Annotated in this window: 22 protein-coding genes and 2 tRNA genes; 2 read left to right on the top strand and 22 right to left on the bottom strand. The window is 57.6% G+C overall.

Annotated features, from left to right (window positions below; genetic code table 11):
- Positions 1-132 precede the first annotated feature (132 nt).
- From rpsO to rlmE, 14 genes are all read right to left on the bottom strand, one after another.
- Complete coding sequence (gene rpsO / locus FRT59_RS24740; RefSeq protein ID WP_003176135.1) at positions 133-402, bottom strand: 30S ribosomal protein S15; 270 nt, start codon at positions 400-402, stop codon at positions 133-135.
- Positions 403-662: 260 nt separating this feature from the next.
- The gene (gene truB, locus FRT59_RS24735; protein ID WP_034117853.1) at positions 663-1,580 is read right to left on the bottom strand and encodes a tRNA pseudouridine(55) synthase TruB; all 918 of its coding nucleotides are present in this window, start codon (positions 1,578-1,580) and stop codon (positions 663-665) included.
- Positions 1,581-1,583: 3 nt separating this feature from the next.
- Positions 1,584-1,979: a 30S ribosome-binding factor RbfA gene (rbfA, locus tag FRT59_RS24730; RefSeq protein ID WP_016973761.1), complete on the bottom strand. Its 396-nt coding sequence runs from the start codon at positions 1,977-1,979 to the stop codon at positions 1,584-1,586.
- 159 nt (positions 1,980-2,138) lie between these two features.
- Positions 2,139-4,655, bottom strand: coding sequence for a translation initiation factor IF-2 (gene infB, locus FRT59_RS24725; protein ID WP_153872626.1), 2,517 nt, complete (start codon positions 4,653-4,655; stop codon positions 2,139-2,141).
- Between the two features lie 27 nt (positions 4,656-4,682).
- A complete protein-coding gene (gene nusA, locus FRT59_RS24720) occupies positions 4,683-6,164 on the bottom strand; it encodes a transcription termination factor NusA (RefSeq protein ID WP_025857112.1) in 1,482 nt (493 codons plus the stop codon).
- Positions 6,165-6,211: 47 nt separating this feature from the next.
- A complete protein-coding gene (rimP, locus tag FRT59_RS24715; RefSeq protein ID WP_034117933.1) occupies positions 6,212-6,670 on the bottom strand; it encodes a ribosome maturation factor RimP in 459 nt (152 codons plus the stop codon).
- A 140-nt stretch (positions 6,671-6,810) separates the two neighbouring features.
- Positions 6,811-6,887, bottom strand: a tRNA-Met gene (locus FRT59_RS24710).
- 96 nt (positions 6,888-6,983) lie between these two features.
- Positions 6,984-7,069, bottom strand: a tRNA-Leu gene (locus FRT59_RS24705).
- Between the two features lie 21 nt (positions 7,070-7,090).
- Complete coding sequence (gene secG / locus FRT59_RS24700; RefSeq protein ID WP_003194191.1) at positions 7,091-7,474, bottom strand: preprotein translocase subunit SecG; 384 nt, start codon at positions 7,472-7,474, stop codon at positions 7,091-7,093.
- Between the two features lie 4 nt (positions 7,475-7,478).
- Positions 7,479-8,234: a triose-phosphate isomerase gene (tpiA, locus tag FRT59_RS24695; RefSeq protein WP_153839887.1), complete on the bottom strand. Its 756-nt coding sequence runs from the start codon at positions 8,232-8,234 to the stop codon at positions 7,479-7,481.
- Positions 8,235-8,300: 66 nt separating this feature from the next.
- Entirely contained in the window at positions 8,301-9,638 is a 1,338-nt protein-coding gene (glmM, locus tag FRT59_RS24690; RefSeq protein ID WP_153872625.1) for a phosphoglucosamine mutase, read from the bottom strand.
- A gap of 16 nt (positions 9,639-9,654) precedes the next feature.
- The gene (folP, locus tag FRT59_RS24685) at positions 9,655-10,506 is read right to left on the bottom strand and encodes a dihydropteroate synthase (RefSeq protein ID WP_034117849.1); all 852 of its coding nucleotides are present in this window, start codon (positions 10,504-10,506) and stop codon (positions 9,655-9,657) included.
- An 8-nt stretch (positions 10,507-10,514) separates the two neighbouring features.
- Positions 10,515-12,425, bottom strand: coding sequence for an ATP-dependent zinc metalloprotease FtsH (gene ftsH, locus FRT59_RS24680; protein ID WP_032803717.1), 1,911 nt, complete (start codon positions 12,423-12,425; stop codon positions 10,515-10,517).
- A gap of 200 nt (positions 12,426-12,625) precedes the next feature.
- Positions 12,626-13,276 (bottom strand): 23S rRNA (uridine(2552)-2'-O)-methyltransferase RlmE, encoded by a 651-nt coding sequence (gene rlmE / locus FRT59_RS24675; RefSeq protein ID WP_034117848.1) that lies wholly within the window; start codon positions 13,274-13,276, stop codon positions 12,626-12,628.
- Between the two features lie 105 nt (positions 13,277-13,381).
- Here rlmE and FRT59_RS24670 point away from each other — a divergent pair, with 105 nt between their 5' ends.
- Positions 13,382-13,690 (top strand): YhbY family RNA-binding protein, encoded by a 309-nt coding sequence (locus FRT59_RS24670; protein ID WP_003176146.1) that lies wholly within the window; start codon positions 13,382-13,384, stop codon positions 13,688-13,690.
- A 20-nt stretch (positions 13,691-13,710) separates the two neighbouring features.
- Here FRT59_RS24670 and FRT59_RS24665 read toward each other — a convergent pair whose 3' ends face one another.
- From FRT59_RS24665 to grpE, 8 genes are all read right to left on the bottom strand, one after another.
- Complete coding sequence (locus FRT59_RS24665) at positions 13,711-14,115, bottom strand: hypothetical protein (RefSeq protein WP_034117847.1); 405 nt, start codon at positions 14,113-14,115, stop codon at positions 13,711-13,713.
- Between the two features lie 28 nt (positions 14,116-14,143).
- Positions 14,144-14,620, bottom strand: coding sequence for a transcription elongation factor GreA (gene greA / locus FRT59_RS24660; protein ID WP_034117846.1), 477 nt, complete (start codon positions 14,618-14,620; stop codon positions 14,144-14,146).
- Entirely contained in the window at positions 14,617-17,838 is a 3,222-nt protein-coding gene (gene carB / locus FRT59_RS24655) for a carbamoyl-phosphate synthase large subunit (RefSeq protein ID WP_153872624.1), read from the bottom strand. Before carB ends, greA begins: the two co-directional genes overlap by 4 nt.
- Positions 17,839-17,941: 103 nt before the next feature.
- The gene (gene carA, locus FRT59_RS24650) at positions 17,942-19,078 is read right to left on the bottom strand and encodes a glutamine-hydrolyzing carbamoyl-phosphate synthase small subunit (protein ID WP_153872623.1); all 1,137 of its coding nucleotides are present in this window, start codon (positions 19,076-19,078) and stop codon (positions 17,942-17,944) included.
- 259 nt (positions 19,079-19,337) lie between these two features.
- Positions 19,338-20,144, bottom strand: coding sequence for a 4-hydroxy-tetrahydrodipicolinate reductase (dapB, locus tag FRT59_RS24645; protein WP_034117843.1), 807 nt, complete (start codon positions 20,142-20,144; stop codon positions 19,338-19,340).
- Positions 20,145-20,153: 9 nt separating this feature from the next.
- Entirely contained in the window at positions 20,154-21,278 is a 1,125-nt protein-coding gene (gene dnaJ / locus FRT59_RS24640) for a molecular chaperone DnaJ (RefSeq protein ID WP_034117842.1), read from the bottom strand.
- 317 nt (positions 21,279-21,595) lie between these two features.
- Positions 21,596-23,512, bottom strand: coding sequence for a molecular chaperone DnaK (gene dnaK, locus FRT59_RS24635; RefSeq protein WP_153839883.1), 1,917 nt, complete (start codon positions 23,510-23,512; stop codon positions 21,596-21,598).
- Between the two features lie 102 nt (positions 23,513-23,614).
- Positions 23,615-24,175, bottom strand: a complete 561-nt coding sequence (gene grpE, locus FRT59_RS24630) for a nucleotide exchange factor GrpE (protein WP_034117840.1) — start codon at positions 24,173-24,175, stop codon at positions 23,615-23,617.
- Between the two features lie 254 nt (positions 24,176-24,429).
- On the opposite strand from grpE, the gene recN reads away from it, so the two are divergent.
- A complete protein-coding gene (recN, locus tag FRT59_RS24625; protein ID WP_153872622.1) occupies positions 24,430-26,103 on the top strand; it encodes a DNA repair protein RecN in 1,674 nt (557 codons plus the stop codon).
- The last annotated feature ends 19 nt before the right edge of the window (positions 26,104-26,122 follow it).

The raw sequence follows: 26,122 nt of genomic DNA, 5'->3' as shown, positions 1-26,122 counted from the left end.
CCGGGAATCGGCCCGACGCTAGTCCAGGGTAAAACGTGTATCCAGATAAAACTTGAGGCTGGGAGCCTACCATGGGCCAGCGGGAATCCCACTGACACACGGCAGACAACCAACCTCTAGCGCAATCGCTGATTAGCGACGCAGACCCAGGCGACCGATCAGAGCCTGATAACGACCCAGATCCTTGCCTTTCAGGTAGTCCAGCAGCTTACGGCGCTGGTTTACCATGCGGATCAGACCACGACGGGAGTGGTGATCTTTACCGTTGGCCTTGAAGTGACCTTGCAGCTTGTTGATGTTGTGGGTCAGCAGTGCAACTTGCACTTCTGGCGAACCAGTGTCACCAACAGCTTGCTGATAGTCAGCTACGATTTGTGCTTTTTCTTGAACGTCGAGAGCCATGAGGCAATCCTTTTTTCAGGAAACCACCCAAAGGGCAGTCTCAACAGGCCAGGGACAAATCCCTGTATCTAAAAATGAGTGTTGACCGTGCCTGTTAACAGCCACACTCGTCCCAGTTTGCGTAAAAGCTACTGCGCTCGGTAATCCTGCGTCAAAAACAGACTCGGAATGCTCATTAACAGCAGTTAACTCCGCTTCCTCGTCTGTTTTTTCCTTGTCTTACCTTCGCTCGCTACGCTTTTACCACAAACTGGTTCCGGTCATTCTGACCGAATCAGTCGACGCGGCGCGATGCGCCCGTCTTCGCTCACTTCACCGATACCGATAAAGCGACCGTTATGATCCTGTACCCGCACCATGCCGAACTTCGGGGCATCCGGGGCACGTACCGGCTGGCCGTTGAGCCAGTAGAACGCGCTGTGCTCCGAGAAGTGCAGCAACGGCCAATCGAGCAAACCGCTGTCCGATGGCATCAGGAAGCGATCAACCGCTTCGTTGCCGCCTTCGGCGTGTACCGCTTCCAACTCTTCCAGCGTGACCGTCTGGGCCAGGCTGAAAGGCCCGGCCTGGGTGCGTCGCAGTTCTGCAACGTACGCGCCGCAACCGAGCTTTTCACCAATATCTTCCACCAGGGTACGGATATAAGTGCCTTTGCTGCAGTCCACGGCCAGGCGGGCAGTGTCGCCTTCACAGGCGAGCAATTCCAAGCGCGCAATAGTAACAGAACGCGGTTCGCGCTCCACTACTTCGCCCGCACGTGCCAGCTTGTAAAGTGGCTGCCCATCCCGCTTGAGCGCCGAGTACATCGGCGGTATCTGACTGATTTCTCCACGAAAAGCGGGTAAAGCAGCTTCGATGTCAGCACGACCAACGGTCACGTCGCGAACCTGCAAAACATCACCTTCAGCATCCGCCGTGGTGGTGGTCTTGCCCAGTTGCATCAGGGTTTCATAACCCTTGTCGGAATCGAGCAGGTACTGCGAGAACTTGGTGGCCTCGCCAAAGCACAACGGCAGTACGCCGGTGGCCAGTGGATCGAGGCTGCCGGTGTGCCCGGCCTTCTCGGCGTTGAGCAGCCAGCGGACCTTCTGCAGCGCGGCATTGGAAGTAAAGCCAATGGGCTTGTCGAGCAGAATGATGCCGCTGACGTTGCGACGGATACGTTTGACCTGAGCCACCGCTTACTCCTTGGCGTCTTCAGGTGTGGACGGGTGCTGACTGTCTTCCGCCACGGCGCGCTCGATCAGTGCCGACAGATGCGCACCCCGAACGACGCTTTCGTCGTAGTGAAAGTGCAACTGTGGGACGCTGCGCAGCTTCATTTCGCGGGCCAACTGCATGCGCAAGAAACCTGCGGCCGAGTTGAGCACCTTGATGCTTTGTGCGATTTCTTCGCTGCTGTCCTGCCCCATCACGGTGATAAAGATCTTGGCGTGACCTACGTCACGGCTCACTTCAACTGCGGTGATGGTGACCAGCCCAACGCGGGGGTCTTTGACTTCGCGGCGGATCAGTTGGGCCAGCTCACGCTGCATCTGATCACCGATACGCTGGGTACGGCTGTATTCTTTTGCCATGTCTTGTTACCTGTTACTGCCACACGGTGAAACCCGTGGGGTCTGAAAGCGGCAAACGCCCGGCCTGACAAAAGCCAGACCGGGCGTTGCGTTTAGAGTCCGTACGCTACGCGGGGCATTTGCATGCCCACACGTTGCGTGGCTCCGAAAGTGCGCGAGTTAGAGGCTGCGAGCAACCTGAACCTTCTCGTAGACTTCGATCTTGTCGCCAGCCTTGACGTCGTTGTAGCTCTTGACGCCGATACCGCATTCCATGCCGGCACGTACTTCAGAAGCGTCATCCTTGAAGCGGCGCAGGGATTCCAGCTCGCCTTCGAAGATAACGATGTCTTCACGCAGTACACGGATTGGACGGTTACGGTGCACGACACCTTCGATAACCATGCAACCGGCGATCGCGCCGAATTTCGGCGAACGGAACACATCACGCACCTCGGCAACACCCAGGATGTTCTCCCGGACGTCACTGCCAAGCATGCCGGTAAGGGCTTTCTTGACGTCTTCGATGATGTCGTAGATGACGTTGTAGTAACGCATGTCCAGGCCTTCCTGCTCGACGATCTTGCGAGCGCCAGCATCGGCACGCACGTTGAAGCCGAACAGTACAGCGTTGGAAGCCAGTGCCAGGTTGGCGTCGGATTCGGTGATACCACCGACACCGCCACCGACAACACGCACTTGCACTTCGTCGTTACCCAGGCCGTTCAAGGCGCCGTTCAACGCTTCGAGGGAACCACGGACGTCAGATTTGAGGACGATGTTGAGCGTCTTCTTCTCTGCCTGGCCCATGTTCTCGAAGATGTTCTCCAGCTTGCCGGCGTGCGCGCGAGCCAGTTTGACTTCGCGGAACTTGCCTTGACGGAACAGAGCCACTTCACGGGCTTTCTTCTCGTCGGCAACTACGCTCATCTCGTCGCCAGCGTCCGGAGTACCGTCCAGGCCGAGGATCTCGACAGGGATGGAAGGACCCGCTTCTTTGATTGGCTTGCCGTTCTCGTCGAGCATGGCACGTACACGGCCATAGTTCGAACCGACCAGGACCATGTCGCCTTGGCGCAGGGTACCGTCTTGAACCAGAACGGTTGCAACCGGGCCACGACCTTTGTCGAGACGCGATTCAACCACAACACCACGACCCGGGGCCGATGGAGTTGCTTTCAGTTCGAGTACTTCAGCTTGCAGCAGGACCGCTTCGAGCAGTTCGTCTACGCCGGTACCGACTTTCGCCGAAACCGAAACGAATGGCGTATCACCGCCCCACTCTTCGGAAGTCACGCCGTGAACCGACAGTTCGCTACGGATGCGATCAAGATCGGCGCCCGGCTTGTCGATTTTGTTCACTGCGACAACCAGTGGAACACCAGCGGCCTTGGCGTGCTGGACCGCTTCAATGGTCTGCGGCATTACGCCGTCGTCCGCTGCAACTACCAGAATCACGATGTCAGTTGCCTTGGCACCACGGGCACGCATTGCGGTAAACGCGGCGTGACCTGGGGTGTCGAGGAAGGTGACCATGCCGCGTTCGGTTTCAACGTGGTACGCGCCGATGTGCTGGGTGATACCGCCGGCTTCGCCAGCAGCTACCTTGGCACGACGAATGTAGTCGAGCAGCGAAGTCTTACCATGGTCAACGTGGCCCATTACGGTCACAACTGGCGCACGGGAGAACGTCTCACCTTCAAACTTCAAGGACTCGGCCAAGGAGTCTTCCAGAGCGGTATCGCTGACCAGGGTCACTTTGTGGCCCAACTCCTCAGCCACAAGCTGAGCAGTTTCCTGATCAAGCACCTGGTTGATGGTCGCTGGAGTACCCAGTTTGAACATGAACTTGATGATTTCAGCAGCCTTGACCGACATCTGATTGGCGAGATCGCCAACAGAAATGGTCTCGCCGATCTGCACATCACGCACGACAGGGCCGGTTGGGCTCTGGAAACCGTGGGCGTTGCGTTTTTTCAGCTTGGCCTTGCCGCGACCACCACGACGGAAGCCATCGCTTTCTTCGTCGGTAGTACGCGGGGCAACGCGTGGAGCAGGCGCTTTCTCTTTGACCGAAGCACGATGCGGAGCATTTTTACGCTCGCCATCGCCACCACCACCGCGACGATTGTTATCGTCGGCACGTGGCTTGTCCGGACGACGAGGTTCGTCGCGCTTGCGGGCGTCTGCTGCAGGAGCAGGTGCAGCGGCAACCGGGGCGGCCTCACGCACTGCTTCAACAGGGGCGGCGGCCGCTTCAGTGGCAGCAGGTTGCGCAGCAGCAGGCTGGCGACGCGCTTCTTCTTCGGCGCGACGCTTGGCTTCTTCTTCAGCCTTCTGACGTGCAGCATTTTCTACTGCGCGACGTTCTTCCAGTTCGCGTTTGCGCTCGGCTTCGATTTCTTCCGGGCTGCGCTGTACGAAGACTTTCTTCTTACGCACTTCAACGCTGATGCTCTTGCTACCTGCAACACGCAGGGTGCTGGTGGTTTTGCGCTGCAATGTAATCTTGCGCGGTTCTTCCACTTTCGCCTTGTGGCTGCTCTTCAAGTGAGTCAGCAAAGACTGCTTCTCACTATCGCTCACACCTTCATCGGCGGCGGTGTGCGGCAGACCTGCCTCACGCATCTGCTGCAACAGGCGCTCTACCGGTGTTTTGACCTCATCGGCCAGTTGTTTCACCGTGACTTGCGTCATGCACTTCTCTCCTCAGGCCGCGCCTAATTACTCGAACCAATGGGCTCGGGCGGCCATGATCAACTTGCCGGCACGATCATCGTCAATGCCGTCGATGTCGAGCAGATCGTCAATAGACTGCTCGGCCAGGTCTTCGCGGGTAATTACGCCGCGCACCGCCAGTTCCATCGCCAAATCCTTGTCCATACCCTCAAGCGAGAGCAGGTCTTCGGCCGGATGGGCGTCTGCCAGCTTTTCCTCAGTAGCGATGGCTTTAGTCAACAAACGATCCTTGGCCCGAGCGCGAAGCTCGTTGACGGTGTCTTCGTCAAAGCCGTCGATGTTGAGCATTTCTTCCAACGGTACGTAGGCAATCTCTTCCAGGCTGGTGAAGCCTTCATCTACCAGCACCTGCGCCAGGTCTTCATCGACTTCCAGCTCTTCGATGAAGTTGCGCAGGATGTCACCGGTTTCAGCTTGCTGCTTAGCCTGGATGTCCGATTCGGTCATCACGTTCAGGGTCCAACCGGTCAGTTGGCTGGCCAGACGCACGTTCTGACCACCACGACCAATGGCCTGAGCCAGATTGTCTGCGCCAACGGCGATGTCCATTGCATGGGCATCTTCGTCAACGATAATTGCCGCCACTTCAGCCGGCGACATGGCGTTGATCACAAACTGCGCCGGGTTATCGTCCCAGAGGACGATGTCCACACGCTCACCGCCCAATTCGCCCGACACTGCCTGGACGCGCGAACCGCGCATACCGATGCAAGCGCCTTGCGGGTCGATGCGTTTGTCCTTGGAACGGACCGCGATCTTGGCACGCGAACCCGGGTCGCGGGACGCAGCCATGACTTCGATCAGGCCTTCGGCGATTTCCGGCACTTCGATACGGAACAGCTCAATCAGCATTTCCGGCGCGGTACGCGACAGGATCAACTGAGGGCCGCGGTTCTCGGTGCGGATTTCCTTGAGCAGCGCACGCAAGCGCACGCCGACGCGGAAGGTTTCGCGCGAGATGATGTCTTCGCGGGCCAGCAACGCTTCGGCGTTGTTCCCCAGGTCGACGATCACGTTGTCGCGGGTGACTTTCTTCACGGTGCCCGAGATGATTTCACCCAGGCGCTCGCGATAGGCGTCGACGACTTGAGCGCGCTCGGCTTCGCGAACCTTCTGCACGATGACCTGTTTGGCGGTCTGTGCGGCAATACGGCCGAACTCGATCGATTCGATCTTTTCTTCGACGACATCACCAACCTTGGCACCTGGATGCGTTTCGGCAACCTTGCTCGGCCAGGTTTCGATGGCCGGATCATCAAGATCGGCTTCTTCGACGACCGTCCAGCGACGGAAAGTCTCATAGGCACCGGTGTGGCGGTTGATTTCCACACGCAGATCAACTTCGTCTTCAAAACGCTTTTTGGTAGCGGTGGCCAGGGCCAGCTCCAGCGCTTCAAAAATCACGTTTGCCGGTACGCCCTTTTCATTGGATACCGACTCAACAACCAGCAGTACTTCTTTGCTCATCGTACGCCTCGCCTTTCGCAAGCCATTGGATCCGCGGGATCCGCGTCTCAGTCAAAACTGGGAATAATGTTGGCCTTGTCGATCATATCGATCGGCAACAGGAATTCATGGTCTTCTACCTGCACCACGACATCCTGCTCTTCTACACCGCGCAGAAGGCCCTGAAAGTTGCGTCGCCCTTCAAAAGGGGATCGCAGCTTGATCTTCACTTGTTCACCGGCAAATTTTGCAAACTGATCAATAGTGAACAGTGGGCGTTCCATGCCTGGCGAGGAAACTTCGAGGGTGTATTCAACGGCGATTGGATCTTCAACATCCAGCACACCGCTGATCTGACGGCTGACAATGGCACAATCGTCCACCAGCACACCGCCCTCTTTATCGATATAAACGCGCAACATTGAGTGGCGACCTTGAGCCGAAAACTCAATACCCCAGCATTCATAGCCTAGGGCCACGATCACCGGGGCCAACAAGGCCTGCAACTCTTCTAGCTTGCTCGACACCTGAACCCCCTCGTGCATGTATGTGCATGCTGTGCAAAATAAAAAAATGGGCGAAACGCCCATCCTTGAAACGCCGTCGAACAGCGGCGTTGAAAGTGTCCAGCTAACAAAAAGCCCCTTAAAAGGGGCTCCGCTAAAACTGGTTGCGGGGGCCGGATTTGAACCGACGACCTTCGGGTTATGAGCCCGACGAGCTACCAGACTGCTCCACCCCGCGACAAAGCTGGGGCGGAAGTATACGACCGATCCCTTACAGGGTCAATGTAACCTTCCACCTACAAGAAAGCCCGCAACAGCGGGCTCTCCTGATAATTGGTACCGAGAAGGGGACTCGAACCCCTACACCCTATGGGCACAACCACCTCAAGGTTGCGTGTCTACCAATTCCACCACCTCGGCAATACAGCGTTTACAACCTTCTTACTTCTGCTCTTGAGCTGGAGGCACGTCAGTCGCTGGGGTAGCCGACTTTTGCTCTTGAAGCACCGGGACATCATCAGAAGCCGGTTTTGCTTTTGGTACTTCCAACACTGCTGGGTTTGGGAGACCTACTTGAGTCAGCACATGAGCTTTCTCTTTAGCAAAGTAACCTAACCCCAAGCTGGTTATGAAGAAACCGGCGGCAAGTATAGCAGTAAACTTACTAAGAAAGGTAGAGGAACCTTGGCTTCCGAACACAGTATTTGAAGCACCTGCACCGAAAGACGCACCAGCATCCGCACCTTTACCCTGTTGCAACAAAACCAGAGCCACTACGCTCAGGGCAGCCAACAGATGAAAAACGACTACGACTGTTTCCAGCATTTTTTCAGTTTCCCGCGGCGCGACAGATCGCACCGAACTCATCTGCATTCAGGGAAGCTCCACCAATGAGCCCCCCATCGATATCCGGCATGCCGAACAGTTCGACCGCATTGGCCGCCTTCACGCTGCCGCCGTATAGAAGCCGCACACCTTGCGCGACTTCAGAATTCTCTGCCGCCAACTGCGCGCGAATGGCTGCGTGCACATCCTGCGCTTGTTGCGGCGTAGCAGTCAGCCCGGTACCAATGGCCCAGACCGGCTCGTAAGCAATAACTGCCTTTGCAAATGCACCAACACCCAACTCCTCGATGATGCTGCCCAGCTGACGCGAGACAACTTCAAGAGTCTTGCCCGATTCACGCTGCTCAAGGGTCTCCCCTATGCACAACACTGGAATCAAGCCACAAGCCTGTGCCGCTGCGAACTTGCGGTTGAGTATCCCATCACGCTCGCCCATCATCTGACGACGCTCGGAGTGCCCGACAAGCACATAGGAACAACCCGCATCAACCAACTGACTTGGCGAAATCTCGCCAGTCAACGCACCTTGCATGGGTTCCACCGCAGAGTTCTGCGCGCCGACCTGAATCGACTTGCCTTTCAAACCATCAACCACTTGGTTGATATGCAAGCAAGGCGGGAAAACCGCGATATCAACACCGGTAGGCAAGGCCAAGTGACGAAGGCCATTAATCAGCTCAGCGACACTGGCGCGGGTACCGTGCATCTTCCAGTTACCAGCTACCATAGTGCGACGCATGCTGTACCTCGTCGGTCAAAGTGGGCGCAGATGTTACCCAACCACATCATTACTGGCAAGCCGAATTCAGGCGCAAACTTCAGTTACTAGTTTTGCCAGGTCTTCGGCATGACTGCGAACCTGTATTTCATCCTCGCCTTCAACCATGACGCGCACCAGAGGCTCTGTGCCAGACTTGCGCAATAATACACGCCCACGCCCAGCCATTGCCTGGGTTACGCGCTCGCAAGCCTCTTTGACTGCTGGATGCTCGATTGGATTCTCGCCACCGGCAAAACGCACATTGAGCAGCACTTGCGGGCATTTGCGCAGGGCTTGGCGCGCCTGTGCCAGGCTCTCCTCACGACGACGAAGGGCCAATAACACCTGCAGCGCAGCGATGATCGCGTCACCCGTGGTGGTGTGCTGGAAGCAAACCACGTGCCCCGAGTTCTCACCACCGACCAACCAATTTCGCTCCAGCAGCTCGGCGATCACATAACGGTCACCGACGTTGGCGCGAACGAAGGGAATCCCTAGCTCAGCCAAGGCCAATTCCAGACCGAGATTACTCATGAGGGTGCCGACCACCCCACCTTGCAGTTTGTTACGCTCATGCAGATCACGAGCAATAATGAACAGCAGGTCATCACCATCCACGATCATGCCGGTGTGATCCACCATCAAGACACGGTCGCCATCACCATCGAAAGCGATGCCCAGGTCTGCATGCTCAGCCAGAACAGCGGCCTGCAGCTGCTCCATGTGCGTGGAGCCGCAGTTGTCGTTGATGTTCAACCCGTTTGGCTGAGCCGACAGCACGGTGACCTGCGCGCCCAGCTCCTTGAACACGCTTGGCGCAACCTTATAGGTCGCTCCATGGGCGCAATCGACAACAATCTTTAACCCGGCAAAATTGGTGCTGCTCGGAACGCTGCTTTTACAGAATTCGATGTAACGGCCAGATGCGTCATTAATGCGCGAGACCTTGCCCAGCTTACTGGACTCGACCACCGTCATTGGTGCATCCAGCAGTTCCTCGATCATCAGCTCGATTTCATCAGGCAGTTTGGTGCCCTGCCCCGAGAAAAACTTGATGCCATTGTCATCATGGGGGTTATGGGAGGCACTGATCACAATCCCGGCTTCAGCGTGAAAGGTACGCGTCAGGTAGGCGATCGCCGGTGTCGGCATAGGGCCCAGCAACATCACATCGGCTCCGGCGGCGGACAAGCCAGCCTCCAGCGCAGACTCAAACATGTAACCCGAGATACGGGTGTCCTTGCCGACCAGGATGCGGCACGCCCCCATACTGCGGAACGCCATGCCTGCCGCCCAACCCAGCTTGAGCATAAAATCAGGAGTGATAGGGAATTCGCCGACCCGACCACGAATACCGTCGGTGCCAAAATATTTTCTAGTCATAAGTGCTCCATCATTCTTATTCGGCTGATTCTACAGCAGCGAGCATGCGCACTACATCGACGGTTTCGGCGACATCATGCACACGCAAAATACGTGCACCCTTGGTCACGGCGAGCGCCGCAAGCGCCAAGCCTCCATACAAACGCTCACCCACCGGGCGATTCAAGGCGAGCCCGATCATGCTCTTGCGCGAAACGCCGACCAACAGCGGGCGACCAAGGGCATGCAGGGCATCCATATGCTTGAACAGGCTTAAATTGTGCTCCAGGGTCTTGGCGAAGCCAAACCCCGGATCAAGGATGATCTTCTCAGGCGCAATCCCCGCACTCACGCACAGGGCAATCCTGTCAGCAAGGAAACCACTCACTTCGCCAACCAGATCGCTGTAGTGCGGATCATCCTGCATATTGCCGGGCTCACCCAGCATATGCATCAAACAGACAGGCAGGCCGGTCGCTGCGGCGGCGTCAAGGGCACCGTCACGCCGTAGCGAACGTACGTCGTTGATAAGCCCCGCCCCGAGACGAGCAGTTTCACGCATCACTGCCGGAGTGGAAGTATCTACCGAGATGATCACATCCAGCTCACGGGCGATGCGCTCGACAACTGGCGCCACTCGCTCCAACTCTTCCAAAGGAGAAACCACACGAGCGCCAGGCCGCGTCGATTCGCCGCCGACATCTATCAAGGTCGCGCCAGCAGCCACCATCGCCTCGGCGTGGCGCAACGCAGCGTCCACCTGGCTAAAACGGCCACCATCGGAGAAGGAATCAGGGGTTACATTGAGAATACCCATGACATGCGTATGGGCCAAATCAAGAACCCGGTTGCCGCAAGGCAACCGGGTAGAGGACAAAGCAGAAGTCATTTCAAACCTTAGTGGTCAGCTGCCGGGCCGCCGATTGGGGTTTCAGGGCGCTCGTTCTGAACTACGGGCGGAGTGCCCGAGGTGCCCGAACCACCTTCCCAATCTCGAGGTTCACGCGGGGTACGGCCCGCCATGATGTCGTCGATCTGGTCGGCATCGATGGTTTCGTACTTCATCAGCGCGTCAGCCATGGCATCCAGCTTGTCACGGTTGTCGGTCAGGATCTGCTTGGCCGTGCCGTAGCACTGGTCAATGATGCTGCGAACCTCGGAGTCGATCAGCTTGGCTGTCTCGCCGGAGAAACTGGCGCTTTGACCGCCGCCGCCACGACCCAGGAACACTTCACCTTCTTCCTCGGCATACATCAAGGGCCCGAGTTTCTCCGACAACCCCCACTTCGTCACCATGTTCCGCGCAATCTGGCTGGCACGCATGATGTCGTTGGATGCGCCAGTAGTCACACCGTCGAAACCAAGGGTCATTTCTTCAGCAATTCGACCACCGTACAGTGAGCAAATCTGGCTGATGAGTGCTCGCTTGGAGAGGCTGTAGCGATCCTCCTCGGGCAAGAACATAGTCACGCCCAGCGCCCGACCACGAGGAATGATCGACACCTTGTAGACCGGGTCATGCTCAGGCACAACGCGACCCACAATGGCGTGACCTGCCTCGTGATAAGCAGTGTTCTGTTTCTCTTTCTCGGACATGACCATGGATTTGCGCTCGGCGCCCATCATGATCTTGTCTTTGGCCAGCTCGAACTCTTTCATTTCAACGATGCGCTTGCCGGTACGTGCCGCGAACAGCGAAGCCTCGTTGACCAGGTTGGCCAGGTCAGCACCGGAGAAACCTGGAGTACCACGGGCGATCACAGCCGGAGCCACGTCGTCGCCCATTGGCACTTTACGCATGTGTACTTTCAGAATCTGTTCACGACCTCGGATATCCGGCAGGCCAACCACCACCTGGCGGTCGAAACGGCCTGGACGCAACAACGCAGGGTCCAGCACGTCAGGACGGTTGGTCGCAGCGATGACGATAATGCCGTCATTCATCTCGAAACCATCCATCTCTACCAGCAACTGGTTGAGGGTCTGCTCACGCTCGTCGTGACCACCACCCATGCCGGCGCCACGATGGCGACCAACGGCATCGATTTCATCGATAAAAATGATGCACGGGGCATGCTTCTTGGCCTGTTCGAACATATCGCGAACACGGCTGGCACCCACACCAACGAACATCTCGACGAAGTCAGAACCGGAAATAGTGAAGAAAGGCACCTTGGCTTCACCGGCAATCGCCTTGGCCAGCAAGGTTTTACCGGTACCCGGAGGACCTACCATCAACACACCACGAGGAATACGGCCACCCAGGCGCTGGAACTTGCCCGGATCACGCAGGAACTCAACCAACTCGCCGACTTCTTCCTTGGCCTCGTCGCAACCGGCAACGTCAGCCAGGGTGGTCTTCACCTGATCTTCGGAGAGCAGGCGTGCCTTGCTCTTGCCGAAGCTCATCGGCCCGCCCTTGCCTCCCGCACCACCTTGCATCTGGCGCATGAAGAACATGAACACGGCGATAATCACCAGGATCGGGAAGCTCGCCACCAGGAGTTGAGTCCAGATGCTTTGCTGTTCAGGCTGCTTGCCTTCGACAACCACATGGTTATCCACCAGGTCGCCAATCAGACCGTTGTCCTGGATTGCCGGACGAATGGTCTTGAAGCTGTCGCCGTCGTTGCGCTTACCGGTAATCACGTAGCCATCAACCGCTACGCGCTCGACCTTGCCATCCTTAACTTGCTGGATGAAGTCGGAATAGTTGAGGGTCTGCGGCTCGTTAGGGCTGGAGAAGTTGTTCATCACCGTCACCAGGACAGCCGCGATGATCAACCACAGGATCAGATTCTTTGCCATATCGTTCAATTAACTACCCTCTGAAGCAAGCTCCGCTACTGGCGCGCGCTTCGCATGATATTCACCGGCCTAACTTACTACATTACCTACAACTCTGGCAGGCGCCGTCTGTAACCCTTTGTGAAACTTTGACTACACAATATTCGTAAAGCTTCGTGACGAAAGCGATATAAAAAAACCTATCGCCTTCCTCGAATTTCTCAAAAACGCTCTTCACTCGCCGCGCCTTCGACGCCACGGAAGCCGCGGCACAACAGGTATTGCTCTCTGGACCTGTCCCGAGAGGAGTCCGGTTTACGTGTCTGTACCTTGTCGAACAACTTTCGGATGTTCTTGTGATACTCGTCGAAACCCTCGCCCTGGAACACCTTCACCAGGAAATCGCCACCTGGACGCAATACGCGACCCGCCAAATCCAATGCCAATTCGCACAGGAACATGGCTCGCGGCATATCAACAGCCGGTAATCCACTCATATTGGGGGCCATGTCGGAAATCACAAGGTCTACCTGCGAATTTCCTACAGCTTCCAAAATCTCAGCCAGCACGGCGTCCTGGGTAAAATCACCGTGCACGAAGGTGACATCCGGGATGCTGTCCATCTCAAGGATGTCGGAGGCGATCAGCCGACCTTGCCCACCAATCAGACGACTGGTCACCTGGGACCAGCCACCAGGGGCCGCACCAAGGTCAATAACGCTCATGCCTGGACGAATCAACTTGTCCTTGTCCTGGATCTCCAACAGCTTGTAGCTGGCCCGGGAACGGTACCCATCCTTCTGCGCCTTTTTGACGTAAGGATCGTTGAAATGCTCTTGCAGCCACTTAAGGCTAGTTTTGGAACGGGCCACGGGCCACCTCGAAAATAAAACGGGTCGTGATTAACTGGGCGGTCCCGGACTCGCTCGGGTAAACTGGCCGCCGCTTTTTACAAGATCAGACGCAGGGGTCAGATTATGCCGCTCACTCAAGAGCAGAAGAAACAGTACAAATCCATTGGCCACCATCTGAAACCAGTTCTGATTGTGGCAGACAACGGGTTGACTGAAGGTGTGTTAGCCGAATTTGAACGCGCACTGAACGATCACGAGCTGATCAAGATCAAGGTCAATATCCTTGATCGCGAAGCGCGTTTGGCCGCCGTTGCAGAACTGTGCAAGGTCGGCAAAGCGGACCTGGTTCAGGTCATCGGCAAGATGGCGCTGCTGTATCGCAAGAACTTCAGCGTCAACAAGCAACTGTCGAACGTACACCGTTTCAAGTAGCTTTTAAATTACAAAAAGGGTCAAGGGCGTGCTTCGCGCGCCCTGCCACTCCATCCCGGCGCAGGCTGCATAACCAGCACCAGACCGGAGAACCCTAGCACAAGATAGCTGAATAACTGCCAGCGCAACGCTTCCGGCAGCCATACACGCACCACGCAAAACATTGCGCACGCATACAGCGCCATCAACAGCAGTTGCCCACGAATATCCCGCCACAAACTCCCCAAGCCCTCAGCCTTGATCAGCACTAACGCCTGAAGCATCACGCACGCTGCCGCAAAACCTACCAGCAGTGCACTCAATAATCCGTCGACCTCATCGATCAGCAACGGTGCCAGGCCAATCAGGCCCAGCGCCGGTAACACACCAATATGTAACAGCCACAGGCCGCCGACCCAAAGCATCTGGGAGAGCTGCCAAAGCATGGCGCCCGCACGAAGCGGGCGCCGCCTTTCAGACGTGGCGAACTTCAACGATCTCGTACTCGATCACGCCACCCGGCGTCTTGACGGAAACCACATCACCCTCCTCCTTGGCAATCAAGGCGCGGGCGAGTGGCGAGCCGACAGAGATTTTTCCGAGTTTGAAGTCAGCTTCATCTTCACCCACGATGTGGTAAACAACACGCTCATCGGTCTCGACGTTGGCGATTTCCACAGTAGTACCGAAAATCACTTTGCCGGTATGCGGGATGGTCGTGACGTCGATGATCACCGCATTCTGCATGCGGCCCTCAATGTCACGAATCCGCGCCTCAACCATACCCTGCTGTTCACGAGCAGCATGGTATTCAGCGTTTTCCTTCAAGTCACCCAGCTCGCGGGCCGTACCGATGTCCTGGCTCAGCTTTGGACGTACAACCTTGGTCAGATGGGCGTGTTCCTCTTCCAGGGCCTTGGCGCCCTGGACGGTCATTGGGTATTTGGTCATGCCTTCAATCCTGCGTGTAGATCCTGCAAGCGACGCACGGTCTTTTCCGGACCGAACTTGAGCGCTTCGCAGATGGCTTCGCCAGCAGCAATAGTGGTGGTGCAGTAGATCTTGTGCTGCAAGGCATTACGACGAATGGAGTAGGAATCCGCGATCGACTGACGACCTTCGGTGGTGTTGATGATCAGGGTAACTTCGTCATTCTTGATCATGTCGACCACGTGCGGACGGCCTTCCGTCACCTTGTTCACGCGACGTACTTTCAGGCCGGCAGCTTCGATCAGCTTGGCGGTCCCGGCAGTAGCCACGACTTCAAAGCCCAAGTTGATCAGATCACGGGCAACCCCTGCAACCAGTGGCTTGTCGTCATCACGCACACTGATAAATGCGGTACCGCCGGTCGGCAGCACTTCGCTGGCCCCCATCTGGGCCTTGGCGAACGCTTCACCGAAGGTATCGCCTACGCCCATCACTTCACCGGTGGACTTCATCTCCGGGCCCAGGATCGGGTCAACACCAGGGAACTTGGCGAATGGGAACACCGCCTCTTTCACGCTGTAGAAGTTCGGAATGATTTCCTTGGTGAAGCCGATTTCCTTCAGGGTCTTACCGGCCATCACGCGAGCGGCGATCATGGCCAGGGAGACACCGATGCACTTGGAAACAAACGGCACGGTACGCGAAGCGCGCGGGTTGACTTCGATGACGTAGATGTCTTCGCCTTGCAGCGCCAACTGTACGTTCATCAGGCCGACCACACCGAGTTCCAGGGCCATTTTCTTGACCTGTTCACGCATCTCGTCCTGGATGTGCGCCGGCAGCGAGTACGGCGGCAGCGAGCACGCAGAGTCACCAGAGTGAACGCCCGCTTGTTCGATGTGCTGCATGATCGCGCCGATCACCACGTCGGTACCGTCGCACACCGCGTCCACGTCCATTTCGATGGCGCAGTTGAGGAAGTGGTCCAGCAGCACCGGGCTGTCGTTGGACACTTTCACTGCATCACGCAGGTAGCGCTTGAGTTCTTCTTCTTCGTAGACGATCTCCATCGCCCGGCCGCCCAGTACGTAGGACGGACGCACCACCAGCGGGTAGCCGATCTTGCTGGCTGCACGGATGGCTTCGTCTTCGCTGCGCACAGTGGCGTTTGGCGGCTGACGCAGGTTCAGGCGCTCAACCATTTGCTGGAAGCGCTCACGGTCTTCAGCACGGTCGATGGCATCAGGGCTGGTACCGATGATCGGCACGCCAGCCTCTTCCAGGGCACGCGCCAATTTCAGCGGGGTCTGGCCGCCGTACTGGACGATCACGCCTTTAGGCTTCTCGACCCGGCAGATTTCCAGCACGTCTTCCAGGGTCACTGGCTCGAAGTACAGGCGATCGGAGGTGTCGTAGTCTGTGGAAACGGTTTCCGGGTTGCAGTTGACCATGATGGTCTCGTAACCGTCTTCGCGCAGGGCCAGTGCAGCGTGTACGCAGCAGTAGTCGAACTCGATGCCTTGGCCGATACGGTTTGGACCGCCGCCGAGGATGATGATCTTGTCGCGACCCGAAGGCGCGGCTTCGCACTCTTCCTCGTAAGTCGAGTACATGTACGCGGTGTCGGTGGCGAACTCGGCCGCGCAGGTGTCAACGCGCTTGTAGACCGGGAAGATCTCCAGCTTGTGACGGTGGCGACGCAGCGCTTTCTCTGTCACGCCCAGCAGCTTGGCCAGACGCATGTCGGAGAAGCCTTTGCGCTTGAGCTTGAACATCAGGTCGCGATCGATGCTGGCCAGACCCAGGGTCTTAACTTTCTCTTCTTCCTTGATCAGATCTTCGATCTGCACCAGGAACCACGGGTCGATCATGTTCATGCCGAAGATATCTTCGACCGACAGACCGGCGCGGAAGGCGTCCGCCACGTACCAGATGCGCTCGGCGCCCGGCACGGTCAGTTCGCGCTTAAGGATGCTCATGCTTTCCGGATTGCTCAGGTCGAGCTTCTCGTCCAGGCCGCAAACGCCCACTTCCAGGCCGCGCAAAGCTTTCTGCAGGGATTCCTGGAAAGTCCGGCCGATGGCCATGACTTCACCGACCGACTTCATTTGAGTGGTCAGGCGCGCGTCGGCTTTCGGGAATTTCTCGAAAGCGAAACGTGGCAGCTTGGTCACGACGTAATCGATCGACGGCTCGAAGGACGCAGGAGTAGCGCCACCGGTGATTTCGTTCTGCAGCTCGTCCAGGGTATAACCGATCGCCAGCTTGGCAGCGATACGCGCAATCGGGAAACCAGTGGCTTTCGAGGCCAGGGCCGAGGAACGGGATACCCGCGGGTTCATCTCAATGACGACCATGCGACCAGTGTTCGGGCAGATGCCGAACTGGACGTTGGAGCCGCCGGTTTCCACGCCGATCTCGCGCAGCACCGCCAAGGAGGCGTTACGCATGATCTGGTATTCCTTGTCCGTCAGGGTTTGCGCCGGCGCAACAGTGATCGAGTCACCGGTGTGCACGCCCATCGGGTCAAAGTTTTCAATGGAGCAGACGATGATGCAGTTGTCCTTCTTATCGCGGACAACCTCCATCTCGTACTCTTTCCAGCCGATCAGGGATTCGTCGATCAGCAGCTCTTTGGTCGGCGACAGGTCCAGACCACGGGCGCAGATTTCCTCGAACTCTTCACGGTTGTAAGCGATACCGCCGCCGGTGCCACCCATGGTGAAGGACGGACGGATGATGCACGGGAAGCCGAGCTTCTCGAGCACTGCGTTGGCTTCTTCCATGCTGTGGGCGATGCCCGAGCGCGGGCAGTCCAGGCCGATGGACTTCATCGCCTTGTCAAAGCGCGAACGGTCTTCCGCCTTGTCGATGGTATCGGCATTGGCGCCGATCATTTCTACGCCGAATTTCTCCAGGACGCCTTCGCGCTCCAGGTCCAGGGCGCAGTTCAGCGCGGTCTGGCCACCCATGGTTGGCAGCAGCGCGTCCGGACACTCTTTCTCGATGATCTTGGCAACGGTCTGCCACTTGATCGGCTCGATGTAGGTGGCGTCGGCCATGTCCGGATCGGTCATGATGGTCGCTGGGTTGGAGTTCACCAGGATGACGCGGTAACCCTCCTCGCGCAGGGCTTTGCAGGCCTGGGCGCCGGAGTAGTCGAATTCGCAGGCCTGGCCGATCACGATCGGGCCAGCGCCGAGAATCAGGATGCTTTTTATGTCTGTACGTTTTGGCATGGGTTTGTCACTCAAATCCGCAGGTCAGTCGGCAAGCCGTCTTGAACACTCTTTGAAGAGCCTGCGGGGGCCACCGAGTCGGGGCCGCCCGCAGGCCGCTCAGTCAGCGTCGCTTGGCCATCTCATTGATGAAACGGTCGAACAGCGGCGCTACGTCGTTCGGGCCCGGGCTGGCTTCAGGGTGGCCCTGGAAGCTGAACGCGCTCTTGTCGGTGCGCTCGATACCCTGCAGGGAACCGTCGAACAGCGACTTGTGAATGGCGCGCACGTTGCTCGGCAAGGTGGCTTCATCTACCGCAAAACCGTGGTTCTGGCTGGTGATCATCACAACGCCGGTGTCCAGGTCTTGCACGGGGTGGTTGGCACCGTGATGGCCGTGACCCATTTTCAGGGTCTTGGCGCCGGAGGCCAGGGCCAGCAGTTGGTGGCCGAGGCAGATGCCGAATACCGGAATCTCGGTTTCCAGCACGTCCTTGATGGCCTGGATGGCGTAGTCGCAAGGCTCAGGGTCACCCGGGCCGTTGGACAGGAACACACCATCCGGCTGCAGGGCGAGCACATCGCTGGCCGGGGTTTGCGCCGGCACCACGGTGACGCGGCAACCGCGCTCGACCAGCATGCGCAGGATGTTGTACTTCACGCCGTAGTCGTAGGCGACCACGTGGTAAGGCAACTCGGCAGCATCGATGGTCGCATGACTGTCCGTCTTCAAATCCCAGACCGTGGAACGCCATTCGTACTTCTCTTTGACGCTGACCACTTTCGCCAGGTCCATGCCCTTCAGGCCAGGAAAGCCTTGCGCCGCGGCAATCGCGGCATCTTCGGAAATATCGTCACCGACCATGATGCAGCCGTTCTGCGAGCCCTTCTCACGCAGGATGCGCGTCAGGCGGCGCGTATCGATACCGGCGATCGCCACAACATTGTTGGCTTTCAGGTAATCGGACAGCGACATCGTGTTACGCCAGTTGCTCGCAACCAGTGGCAGGTCGCGAATCACCAGACCTGCCGACCAGACACGATCAGACTCAACGTCTTCCGGTGTAGTACCGGTGTTGCCGATGTGCGGATAGGTCAGGGTAACGATCTGCTGGGCGTAGGAAGGATCGGTAAGGATTTCCTGATAGCCGGTCATGGCAGTGTTAAACACTACCTCTCCAACGGTTTGACCGTCGGCTCCAATGGCTTCGCCGCGAAAAATGCTGCCATCAGCAAGGGCGAGTATGGCTGGCTTAGTCAAGAAGACCTCCCGTAAATAAAGCCTGAAAGGGCGATCGCAGGTTGTAAAAAAGCGGAGTGACGTATGGACACGTCACCCCGCTTCTTCACCGAATTATTCTGCGCGCTTTTAGTGGACACACTAAAGCTGTAGCTTACAGAAAAAGGCTTTTTTGGTCCACCGCTAATGAGCCTTAAAGGCAGGGGAATGCGACAGGACGTCGCTTAGCGGGTAAAAACGGGGCCTCAGGATAATCCTGAGGCCCCGTTTTAGCTACTGATTAGTGCAGATCCAGTACGTCGCGCATGTCATACAGGCCCGACTCGCGCCCCTCCAGCCAAAGCGCAGCACGCACCGCACCCTTGGCGAACGTCATGCGGCTTGAGGCTTTATGCGTGATCTCCAGGCGCTCGCCTTCGGTAGCGAACAGCACAGTGTGATCACCGACCACATCACCACCGCGCACGGTCGCGAAGCCAATGGTGTCGCGCGCACGCTCACCGGTATGACCTTCACGCCCGTACACAGCCACTTTCGACAGATCGCGACCCAGCGCATCAGCGATAGCCTCGCCCATCCGTAGCGCAGTGCCCGAAGGTGCATCAATCTTATGACGGTGATGGGTCTCGATAATCTCGATATCCGCTTCATCGCCGAGCACGCGTGCTGCCAGATCCAGCAACTTCAGCGACAGGTTCACGCCAACACTGAAGTTGGCAGCAAAGACGATAGGAATATCCTTGCCCGCCTCCACCAGCAACTGCTTCTGCTCAGCGTTCAAGCCCGTGGTGCCAATCACCATGGCCTTGCCCGCCTTACGGCAGAACGCCAGGTTTTTCAGCATCACCTCGGGCAGGGTGAAGTCGATCAGCACATCGAACTCGTCAACCACCCGCTCAAGATTGCCCGACAACGAAACACCGATGCGCCCCAACGAAGCCAGCTCACCCGCGTCTGCACCAATCAACGTGCTACCCGGGCGAACAATCGCCGCCGTCAGCCCGGAGGCAGGCGAGCGCTGCTGCACCGCCTCGACCAGCGTCTTGCCCATGCGCCCGGCAGCACCCATTACGGCTATACGTCGCATACCCACTCCTTACAGGTCGCCGAAAAAGCGCTTCACGCCATCGAAGAAACCTGTGGTTTTCGGCGAATGGGAGTCATCGCCCTCCAGCGAGCTGCGGAACTCCTCAAGCAGTTCACGCTGACGACGGCCCAGGTTTACCGGGGTTTCCACCGCCACACGGCACATCAGGTCACCCGCACCACCACCGCGCACCGGCGCAACGCCTTTGCCACGAATGCGGAACTGCTTGCCGGTTTGAGTCCCCTCAGGAATCTTGAGTTTGACTCGACCATCAAGCGTCGGAATCTCCAACTCACCACCCAATGCAGCGTCGACAAAGCTGATCGGCACTTCGCAGAACAGATGCTTGCCATCGCGCTGGAAGATCGAGTGCTCGCGCACATTGATCACCACATAGAGGTCGCCAGTCGGACCACCCTGAGTCCCTGCCTCGCCTTCGCCCGACAGGCGAATACGATCACCGGTATCCACACCCGCCGGCACTTTCACCGAGAGCGTCTTGTACTCTTCGACGCGGCCTTCGCCCTGGCAGGAGTCGCATGGATCGGAAATGATCTTGCCCTGGCCATGGCAACGCGGGCAGGTCTGCTGCACCGAGAAGAAGCCTTGCTGCATGCGCACCTGGCCAATACCACCACAGGTCGGGCAAGTAATCGGCGATGAGCCTTTCTTCGCACCCGAACCGTCGCACGGTTTGCAATTAACCAGCGTCGGCACACGAATATTGACGCTGGTGCCGCGCACGGCCTCTTCCAGGTTCAACTCCAGGGTGTAACGCAGGTCACTGCCTCGCTGGGCACCGCCACGCTGCCCACCACGGCCACCACCAAAGAAGTCGCTGAACACGTCGCCAAAAATATCGGAGAAGTTCTGGCCGCCAAAACCGGCACCGCCGCCACCCATGCTTGGGTCGACGCCAGCATGGCCATACTGGTCGTAGGCCGCACGCTTGTTAGGGTCACACAGGCATTCGTAGGCCTCGTTGGCCTCTTTGAACATTTCTTCGGATTCTTTGTTATCCGGATTACGGTCCGGGTGGTGCTTCATCGCCAGGCGACGGTAGGCCTTTTTCAGGTCCGCCTCGCTGGCCCCGCGCTCCACACCCAATACTTCGTAATAGTCACGCTTTGCCATAAGTCTTTGCACTCTTAAGGACGTTCGGCCTGGCCCTCCTGAACCCTGCCAAACTCGTTGAGCCCCAATACAGGCCCGGACCCAACTCACGTCAATTCAACGATCCTGGTCATTACTGCTTTTAGCCAGGGACCCGGCCAAAAACGCGGTGACTGTCATTCGGAAAGCAGGAGCATTCCCGATTACACCGCCAGCATCCGAGCGTTGTCGCATGCTGTAAAAATTCGCATACCCCAGACACGCCAACGCGGGAGCAAGCTCCCGCGCGGCGACATCCTACCAGTCACCGCTTGTTAGCGGTCAACCGGCCAAGCAGATTACTTCTGCTCTTTGACTTCTTCGAACTCGGCATCGACAACATCGTCATGCTTGGCTTCAGGCTCTGCTTGTTGCGCAGCACCGTCAGCCGGCTGACCTTGCTCGGCATACATTTTCTGAGCGACCGGCGCGGAGACTTTCGACAACTCCTCAACCTTGGCTTCGATGGCAGCCTTGTCGTCGCCCTTGATGGCGGCTTCCAGGGCAACCACTGCCGCTTCGATTGCGGTTTTCTCTTCAGCAGTCACTTTGTCGCCAGCATCAGCGATCATCTTGCGAGTCGAGTGAACCAGCGCGTCACCCTGGTTACGGGCACCTGCCAGCTCTTCGAACTTCTTGTCGGCTTCAGCATTGGTTTCAGCATCACGGATCATCTGTTGAATTTCTTCATCAGACAGGCCGGAGTTGGCCTTGATGGTGATCTTCTGCTCTTTGCCGGTAGCCTTGTCTTTCGCGCCGACGTGCAGGATGCCGTTGGCGTCGATGTCGAAGGTCACTTCGATTTGTGGCACGCCACGTGGTGCTGGTGGAATCTCAGCCAGGTCGAACTTGCCCAGGGACTTGTTCTGTGCGGCTTGCTTACGCTCACCTTGCAGCACGTGAATGGTCACAGCACCCTGGTTGTCATCGGCAGTCGAGAACACTTGGGATTTCTTGGTAGGAATCGTAGTGTTTTTCTCGATCAGCGCAGTCATCACGCCGCCCATGGTTTCGATACCCAGGGTCAGCGGGCTAACGTCCAGCAGCAGTACGTCTTTCACGTCGCCGGCCAATACAGCGCCCTGGATGGCAGCACCCATGGCAACCGCTTCGTCAGGGTTTACGTCTTTACGGGCTTCTTTGCCGAAGAACTCAGTCACCAGCTTCTGAACCAGTGGCATACGGGTCTGGCCGCCGACCAGGATCACGTCGTTGATCGAGCCAACGTCAATACCGGAGTCTTTCAGCGCGATACGGCAAGGCTCGATGGTGCGTTGAACCAGGTCTTCAACCAGCGCTTCCAGCTTGGAGCGCGAGATCTTCACGTTCAAGTGCTTAGGACCGGTGGCGTCTGCAGTAATGTACGGCAGGTTAACGTCGGTCGACTGAGCGGAAGACAGCTCGATCTTGGCTTTCTCAGCGGCCTCTTTCAGGCGCTGCATAGCCAGCGGGTCACCTTTGAGGTTCATGCCGCTTTCTTTCTTGAATTCGTCAACGAGGTAGTCGATCAGACGAATGTCAAAGTCTTCACCACCCAGGAAGGTGTCACCGTTGGTGGCCAACACTTCGAACTGGTGCTCGCCATCAACTTCAGCGATCTCGATCACGGAGACGTCGAAAGTACCGCCGCCCAGGTCATAAACGATCACAGTGTGGTCGCCCTTGGCCTTGTCCATGCCGTACGCCAGAGCAGCTGCGGTTGGCTCGTTGATGATACGTTTTACATCCAGGCCCGCGATGCGACCGGCGTCTTTGGTGGCCTGGCGCTGGCTGTCGTTGAAGTAGGCCGGAACGGTGATCACCGCTTCAGTCACTGCTTCACCGAGGTAGTCTTCGGCGGTTTTCTTCATCTTTTTCAAGATTTCAGCCGAGATTTGCGGTGGCGACATTTTCTGGCCGTTTACTTCAACCCAGGCGTCACCGTTGTCGGCCTTGGCAATTTTGTAAGGGACCATCTTGATGTCTTTCTGTACGACTTCTTCGTCGAACTTACGACCGATCAAACGCTTTACTGCGTACAGGGTGTTATGCGGGTTGGTTACAGCCTGGCGCTTGGCCGACTGACCGACGAGGATTTCACCGTCGTTGGCGTAAGCAATGATCGACGGAGTGGTGCGTGCGCCTTCAGCGTTTTCGATAACTTTTGCAACGCCGTTTTCCAGCACGGAGACGCAGGAGTTGGTGGTCCCCAGGTCAATACCGATAATTTTGCCCATGATTTACTCTCCCGAAACTTGAATTTGGTTGCCGCAGCAGTTGTGGCTAACTGCGGTAGCACTTAAACGCTTGACTTATAGATGGGGGCCTTGCGGCGGATTTCAAGCCTGCTCATCAATAGAAGGTGCAACAGGTGCAGGAGCCTTGCTCACCACCACCATTGCCGGGCGCATCAAGCGACCGTTTAACTGATAACCCTTCTGGAATACCTTCATCACACTGTTGGGCTCCAGGTCATGGCTTTCCTGCATGGCCATGGCTTGGTGATGCTCAGCGTTGAACGGCTCGCCGCCTTGCGGATCGATCGCTTCCAACTGATAACGCTTCAGGGTGTCCTGGAACATTTTCAGGGTCAGCTCGATGCCTTCGCGCATTGGGCGGATGTTTTCGTCGTCCGGGTTGGACAACTCAAGACCACGCTCCAGGCTGTCGATGATCGGCAGCAGATCACCGGCGAATTTTTCCAGCGCGAATTTGTGAGCCTTTTCTACGTCCTGCTCGGCACGGCGGCGGACGTTCTGCAGATCCGCGGCAACACGCAAAGACTGATCCTGCGCAGCGGACAATTGCTCTTCAAGCACTTGCACGCGAGTCGCCAGCTCATCACCGGCAGCCGAATTGGCGTCTGGAGTTTGCGTATCCTGCGTCTGTTCGTCAGCCATAGATTTCTCCTTTCAAAATCATGCGCGAACTCAACTCGCGCTTCTGTTCCGGTATATGGGGCCACAATTTCCAGGTTCAAGGGCGCAGGCGTTACCAAAAGTCTTTCATATGCCCTGGATCATTTCCTGCACCCTCATTCCGCTTCGAGCTAAAAAAAACTACAGATCAAGCAAATCGAGCTAAGCACGAGGATTGTCAGCTCGGAACAAAACACTGTATAAATAACCAGACCTAAAGCCTGGGAGCGGCCTTCATGCTCGTGCACCTGTCTGTACATAACTACGCCATCGTTGAACATCTGGATCTCGAACTGGATCGCGGGATGAGCGTAATCACAGGCGAGACCGGCGCCGGCAAGTCGATCATGCTCGACGCGCTCGGCCTGACCCTCGGCGACCGCGCCGACAGCGGCGTGGTACGCCCCGGGGCCGACAAAGCCGACATCCTGGCCACCTTCGACCTCGCGGATATTCCCGAAGCCGAGACATGGCTGGCCGAGCGCGACCTCAATAATGAAGGCCCCTGCATCCTGCGCCGGGTAATCACTGCCGAGGGCCGCTCGCGCGGCTATATCAACGGCACGCCCTGCCCCCTTGGTGACTTGAAAGCCTTGGGCGAGCTGCTGATTGATATCCACAGCCAGCATGAACACCAATCCCTGCTGAAAACCGATACTCACCGCCGCCTGCTCGATGAATATGCCGGCGCCACCGACCTTGCCCGTCAAGTCCAACTGGCCGCCCAACGCTGGCGCCAGACGCGCCAGGAGCTTGAACGCCTCTCCAACTCAGGCGACGAACAACGCGCTCGTCACCAGTTGCTCAGCTATCAACTCGAAGAGCTTGAAAGCCTGGGCCTGGGCGAGACGGAGCTGGAGCAGCTTGAGCAGGAACACAAGAACCTGACCAATGCCGAGACTCTGCTGGGCATCTGCCGCCAGGTGGTCGAACAATGCAGCGAGAGCGATTCTGGCAATGTGCTCAACGCCCTTACCGCCAGCCTCAATCGCCTGTCCAGCGTGAACAACGCTTCCGGCTCGCTGAATGAAGCCACCACCCTGTTGACCAGTGCACAGATCCAGGTTGAGGAAGCCGTGGGCGAATTGAATCGCTTCCTGGACCACTTCGACGCCGATCCGGCACGCCTGCAGGAAATAGAGGAGCGCTTGGACACTATCTACACCCTGGCGCGCAAGCATCGAATCCAGCCCACTGAAGTCGCCGCCATGCAGCAGAAACTGCTGGATGAAATCGAGACACTGAACGCAAACGACGAATCCATCGAGCGCCTGGGCGAGGAACTCGCCTCGTTTGCCCGCCATTATCAGGAGAAGGCCCGCGAGCTGAGCGACCTGCGCCAGCAAGCAGCCACCAGCCTGGCCAACGCCGTCGAGCAGGAAATCCAGCGCCTGGGCATGCCTGGCGGGCGTTTCACCATCGAGCTACGCGCCAACGCCAGCCAGGAGCTGCAACCCCATGGGCTGGAGCAAGTGGAACTGCTGGTCAGCGCCAACCCTGGGCAACCGCTCAAGGCGCTGGCCAAAGTAGCGTCCGGCGGCGAGCTGTCGCGGATCAGCCTGGCGATCCAGGTGATTACCGCTCAGACCTCGCGAGTACCAACGCTGGTATTCGACGAGGTAGACGTCGGCATTGGCGGGCCGACCGCAGAGATTGTTGGCCAGTTATTGCGCCGCCTTGGGGATCGCGGCCAGGTGCTGACGGTGACTCACTTGCCGCAAGTAGCCGCCCAGGGTCATCAGCATTTATTTGTGCATAAGGTGCGAGGGAGTGACGCGACGCATACGGCCGTCTCCAAGCTGAACAAATCGGAACGGGTAGAAGAGGTCGCGCGGATGCTGGGCGGTATCGACTTGACCAAGGAGTCCCTGGCTCACGCGAAAAAAATGGTCGTGGCCGCGAAGGCCTGAACTGATATTTCCATCTTAT

Origin of the sequence: Pseudomonas haemolytica, assembly GCF_009659625.1 — a bacterium.
Lineage (GTDB): Bacteria > Pseudomonadota > Gammaproteobacteria > Pseudomonadales > Pseudomonadaceae > Aquipseudomonas > Aquipseudomonas haemolytica.
This window is presented reverse-complemented; position numbering and strand designations above follow the sequence as displayed.

Excerpts from the sequence above, each read along its gene's own strand:
- rpsO (WP_003176135.1), bottom strand. The coding sequence starts at position 402 with ATGGCTCTCGACGTTCAAGAAAAAGCACAAATCGTAGCTGACTATCAG.
- rbfA (WP_016973761.1), bottom strand. The coding sequence starts at position 1,979 with ATGGCAAAAGAATACAGCCGTACCCAGCGTATCGGTGATCAGATGCAG.
- infB (WP_153872626.1), bottom strand. The coding sequence starts at position 4,655 with ATGACGCAAGTCACGGTGAAACAACTGGCCGATGAGGTCAAAACACCG.
- nusA (WP_025857112.1), bottom strand. The coding sequence starts at position 6,164 with ATGAGCAAAGAAGTACTGCTGGTTGTTGAGTCGGTATCCAATGAAAAG.
- secG (WP_003194191.1), bottom strand. The coding sequence starts at position 7,474 with ATGCTGGAAACAGTCGTAGTCGTTTTTCATCTGTTGGCTGCCCTGAGC.
- tpiA (WP_153839887.1), bottom strand. The coding sequence starts at position 8,234 with ATGCGTCGCACTATGGTAGCTGGTAACTGGAAGATGCACGGTACCCGC.
- glmM (WP_153872625.1), bottom strand. The coding sequence starts at position 9,638 with ATGACTAGAAAATATTTTGGCACCGACGGTATTCGTGGTCGGGTCGGC.
- folP (WP_034117849.1), bottom strand. The coding sequence starts at position 10,506 with ATGACTTCTGCTTTGTCCTCTACCCGGTTGCCTTGCGGCAACCGGGTT.
- ftsH (WP_032803717.1), bottom strand. The coding sequence starts at position 12,425 with ATGGCAAAGAATCTGATCCTGTGGTTGATCATCGCGGCTGTCCTGGTG.
- FRT59_RS24670 (WP_003176146.1), top strand. The coding sequence starts at position 13,382 with ATGCCGCTCACTCAAGAGCAGAAGAAACAGTACAAATCCATTGGCCAC.
- FRT59_RS24665 (WP_034117847.1), bottom strand. The coding sequence starts at position 14,115 with ATGCTTTGGCAGCTCTCCCAGATGCTTTGGGTCGGCGGCCTGTGGCTG.
- greA (WP_034117846.1), bottom strand. The coding sequence starts at position 14,620 with ATGACCAAATACCCAATGACCGTCCAGGGCGCCAAGGCCCTGGAAGAG.
- carB (WP_153872624.1), bottom strand. The coding sequence starts at position 17,838 with ATGCCAAAACGTACAGACATAAAAAGCATCCTGATTCTCGGCGCTGGC.
- dapB (WP_034117843.1), bottom strand. The coding sequence starts at position 20,144 with ATGCGACGTATAGCCGTAATGGGTGCTGCCGGGCGCATGGGCAAGACG.
- dnaJ (WP_034117842.1), bottom strand. The coding sequence starts at position 21,278 with ATGGCAAAGCGTGACTATTACGAAGTATTGGGTGTGGAGCGCGGGGCC.
- dnaK (WP_153839883.1), bottom strand. The coding sequence starts at position 23,512 with ATGGGCAAAATTATCGGTATTGACCTGGGGACCACCAACTCCTGCGTC.
- grpE (WP_034117840.1), bottom strand. The coding sequence starts at position 24,175 with ATGGCTGACGAACAGACGCAGGATACGCAAACTCCAGACGCCAATTCG.
- recN (WP_153872622.1), top strand. The coding sequence starts at position 24,430 with ATGCTCGTGCACCTGTCTGTACATAACTACGCCATCGTTGAACATCTG.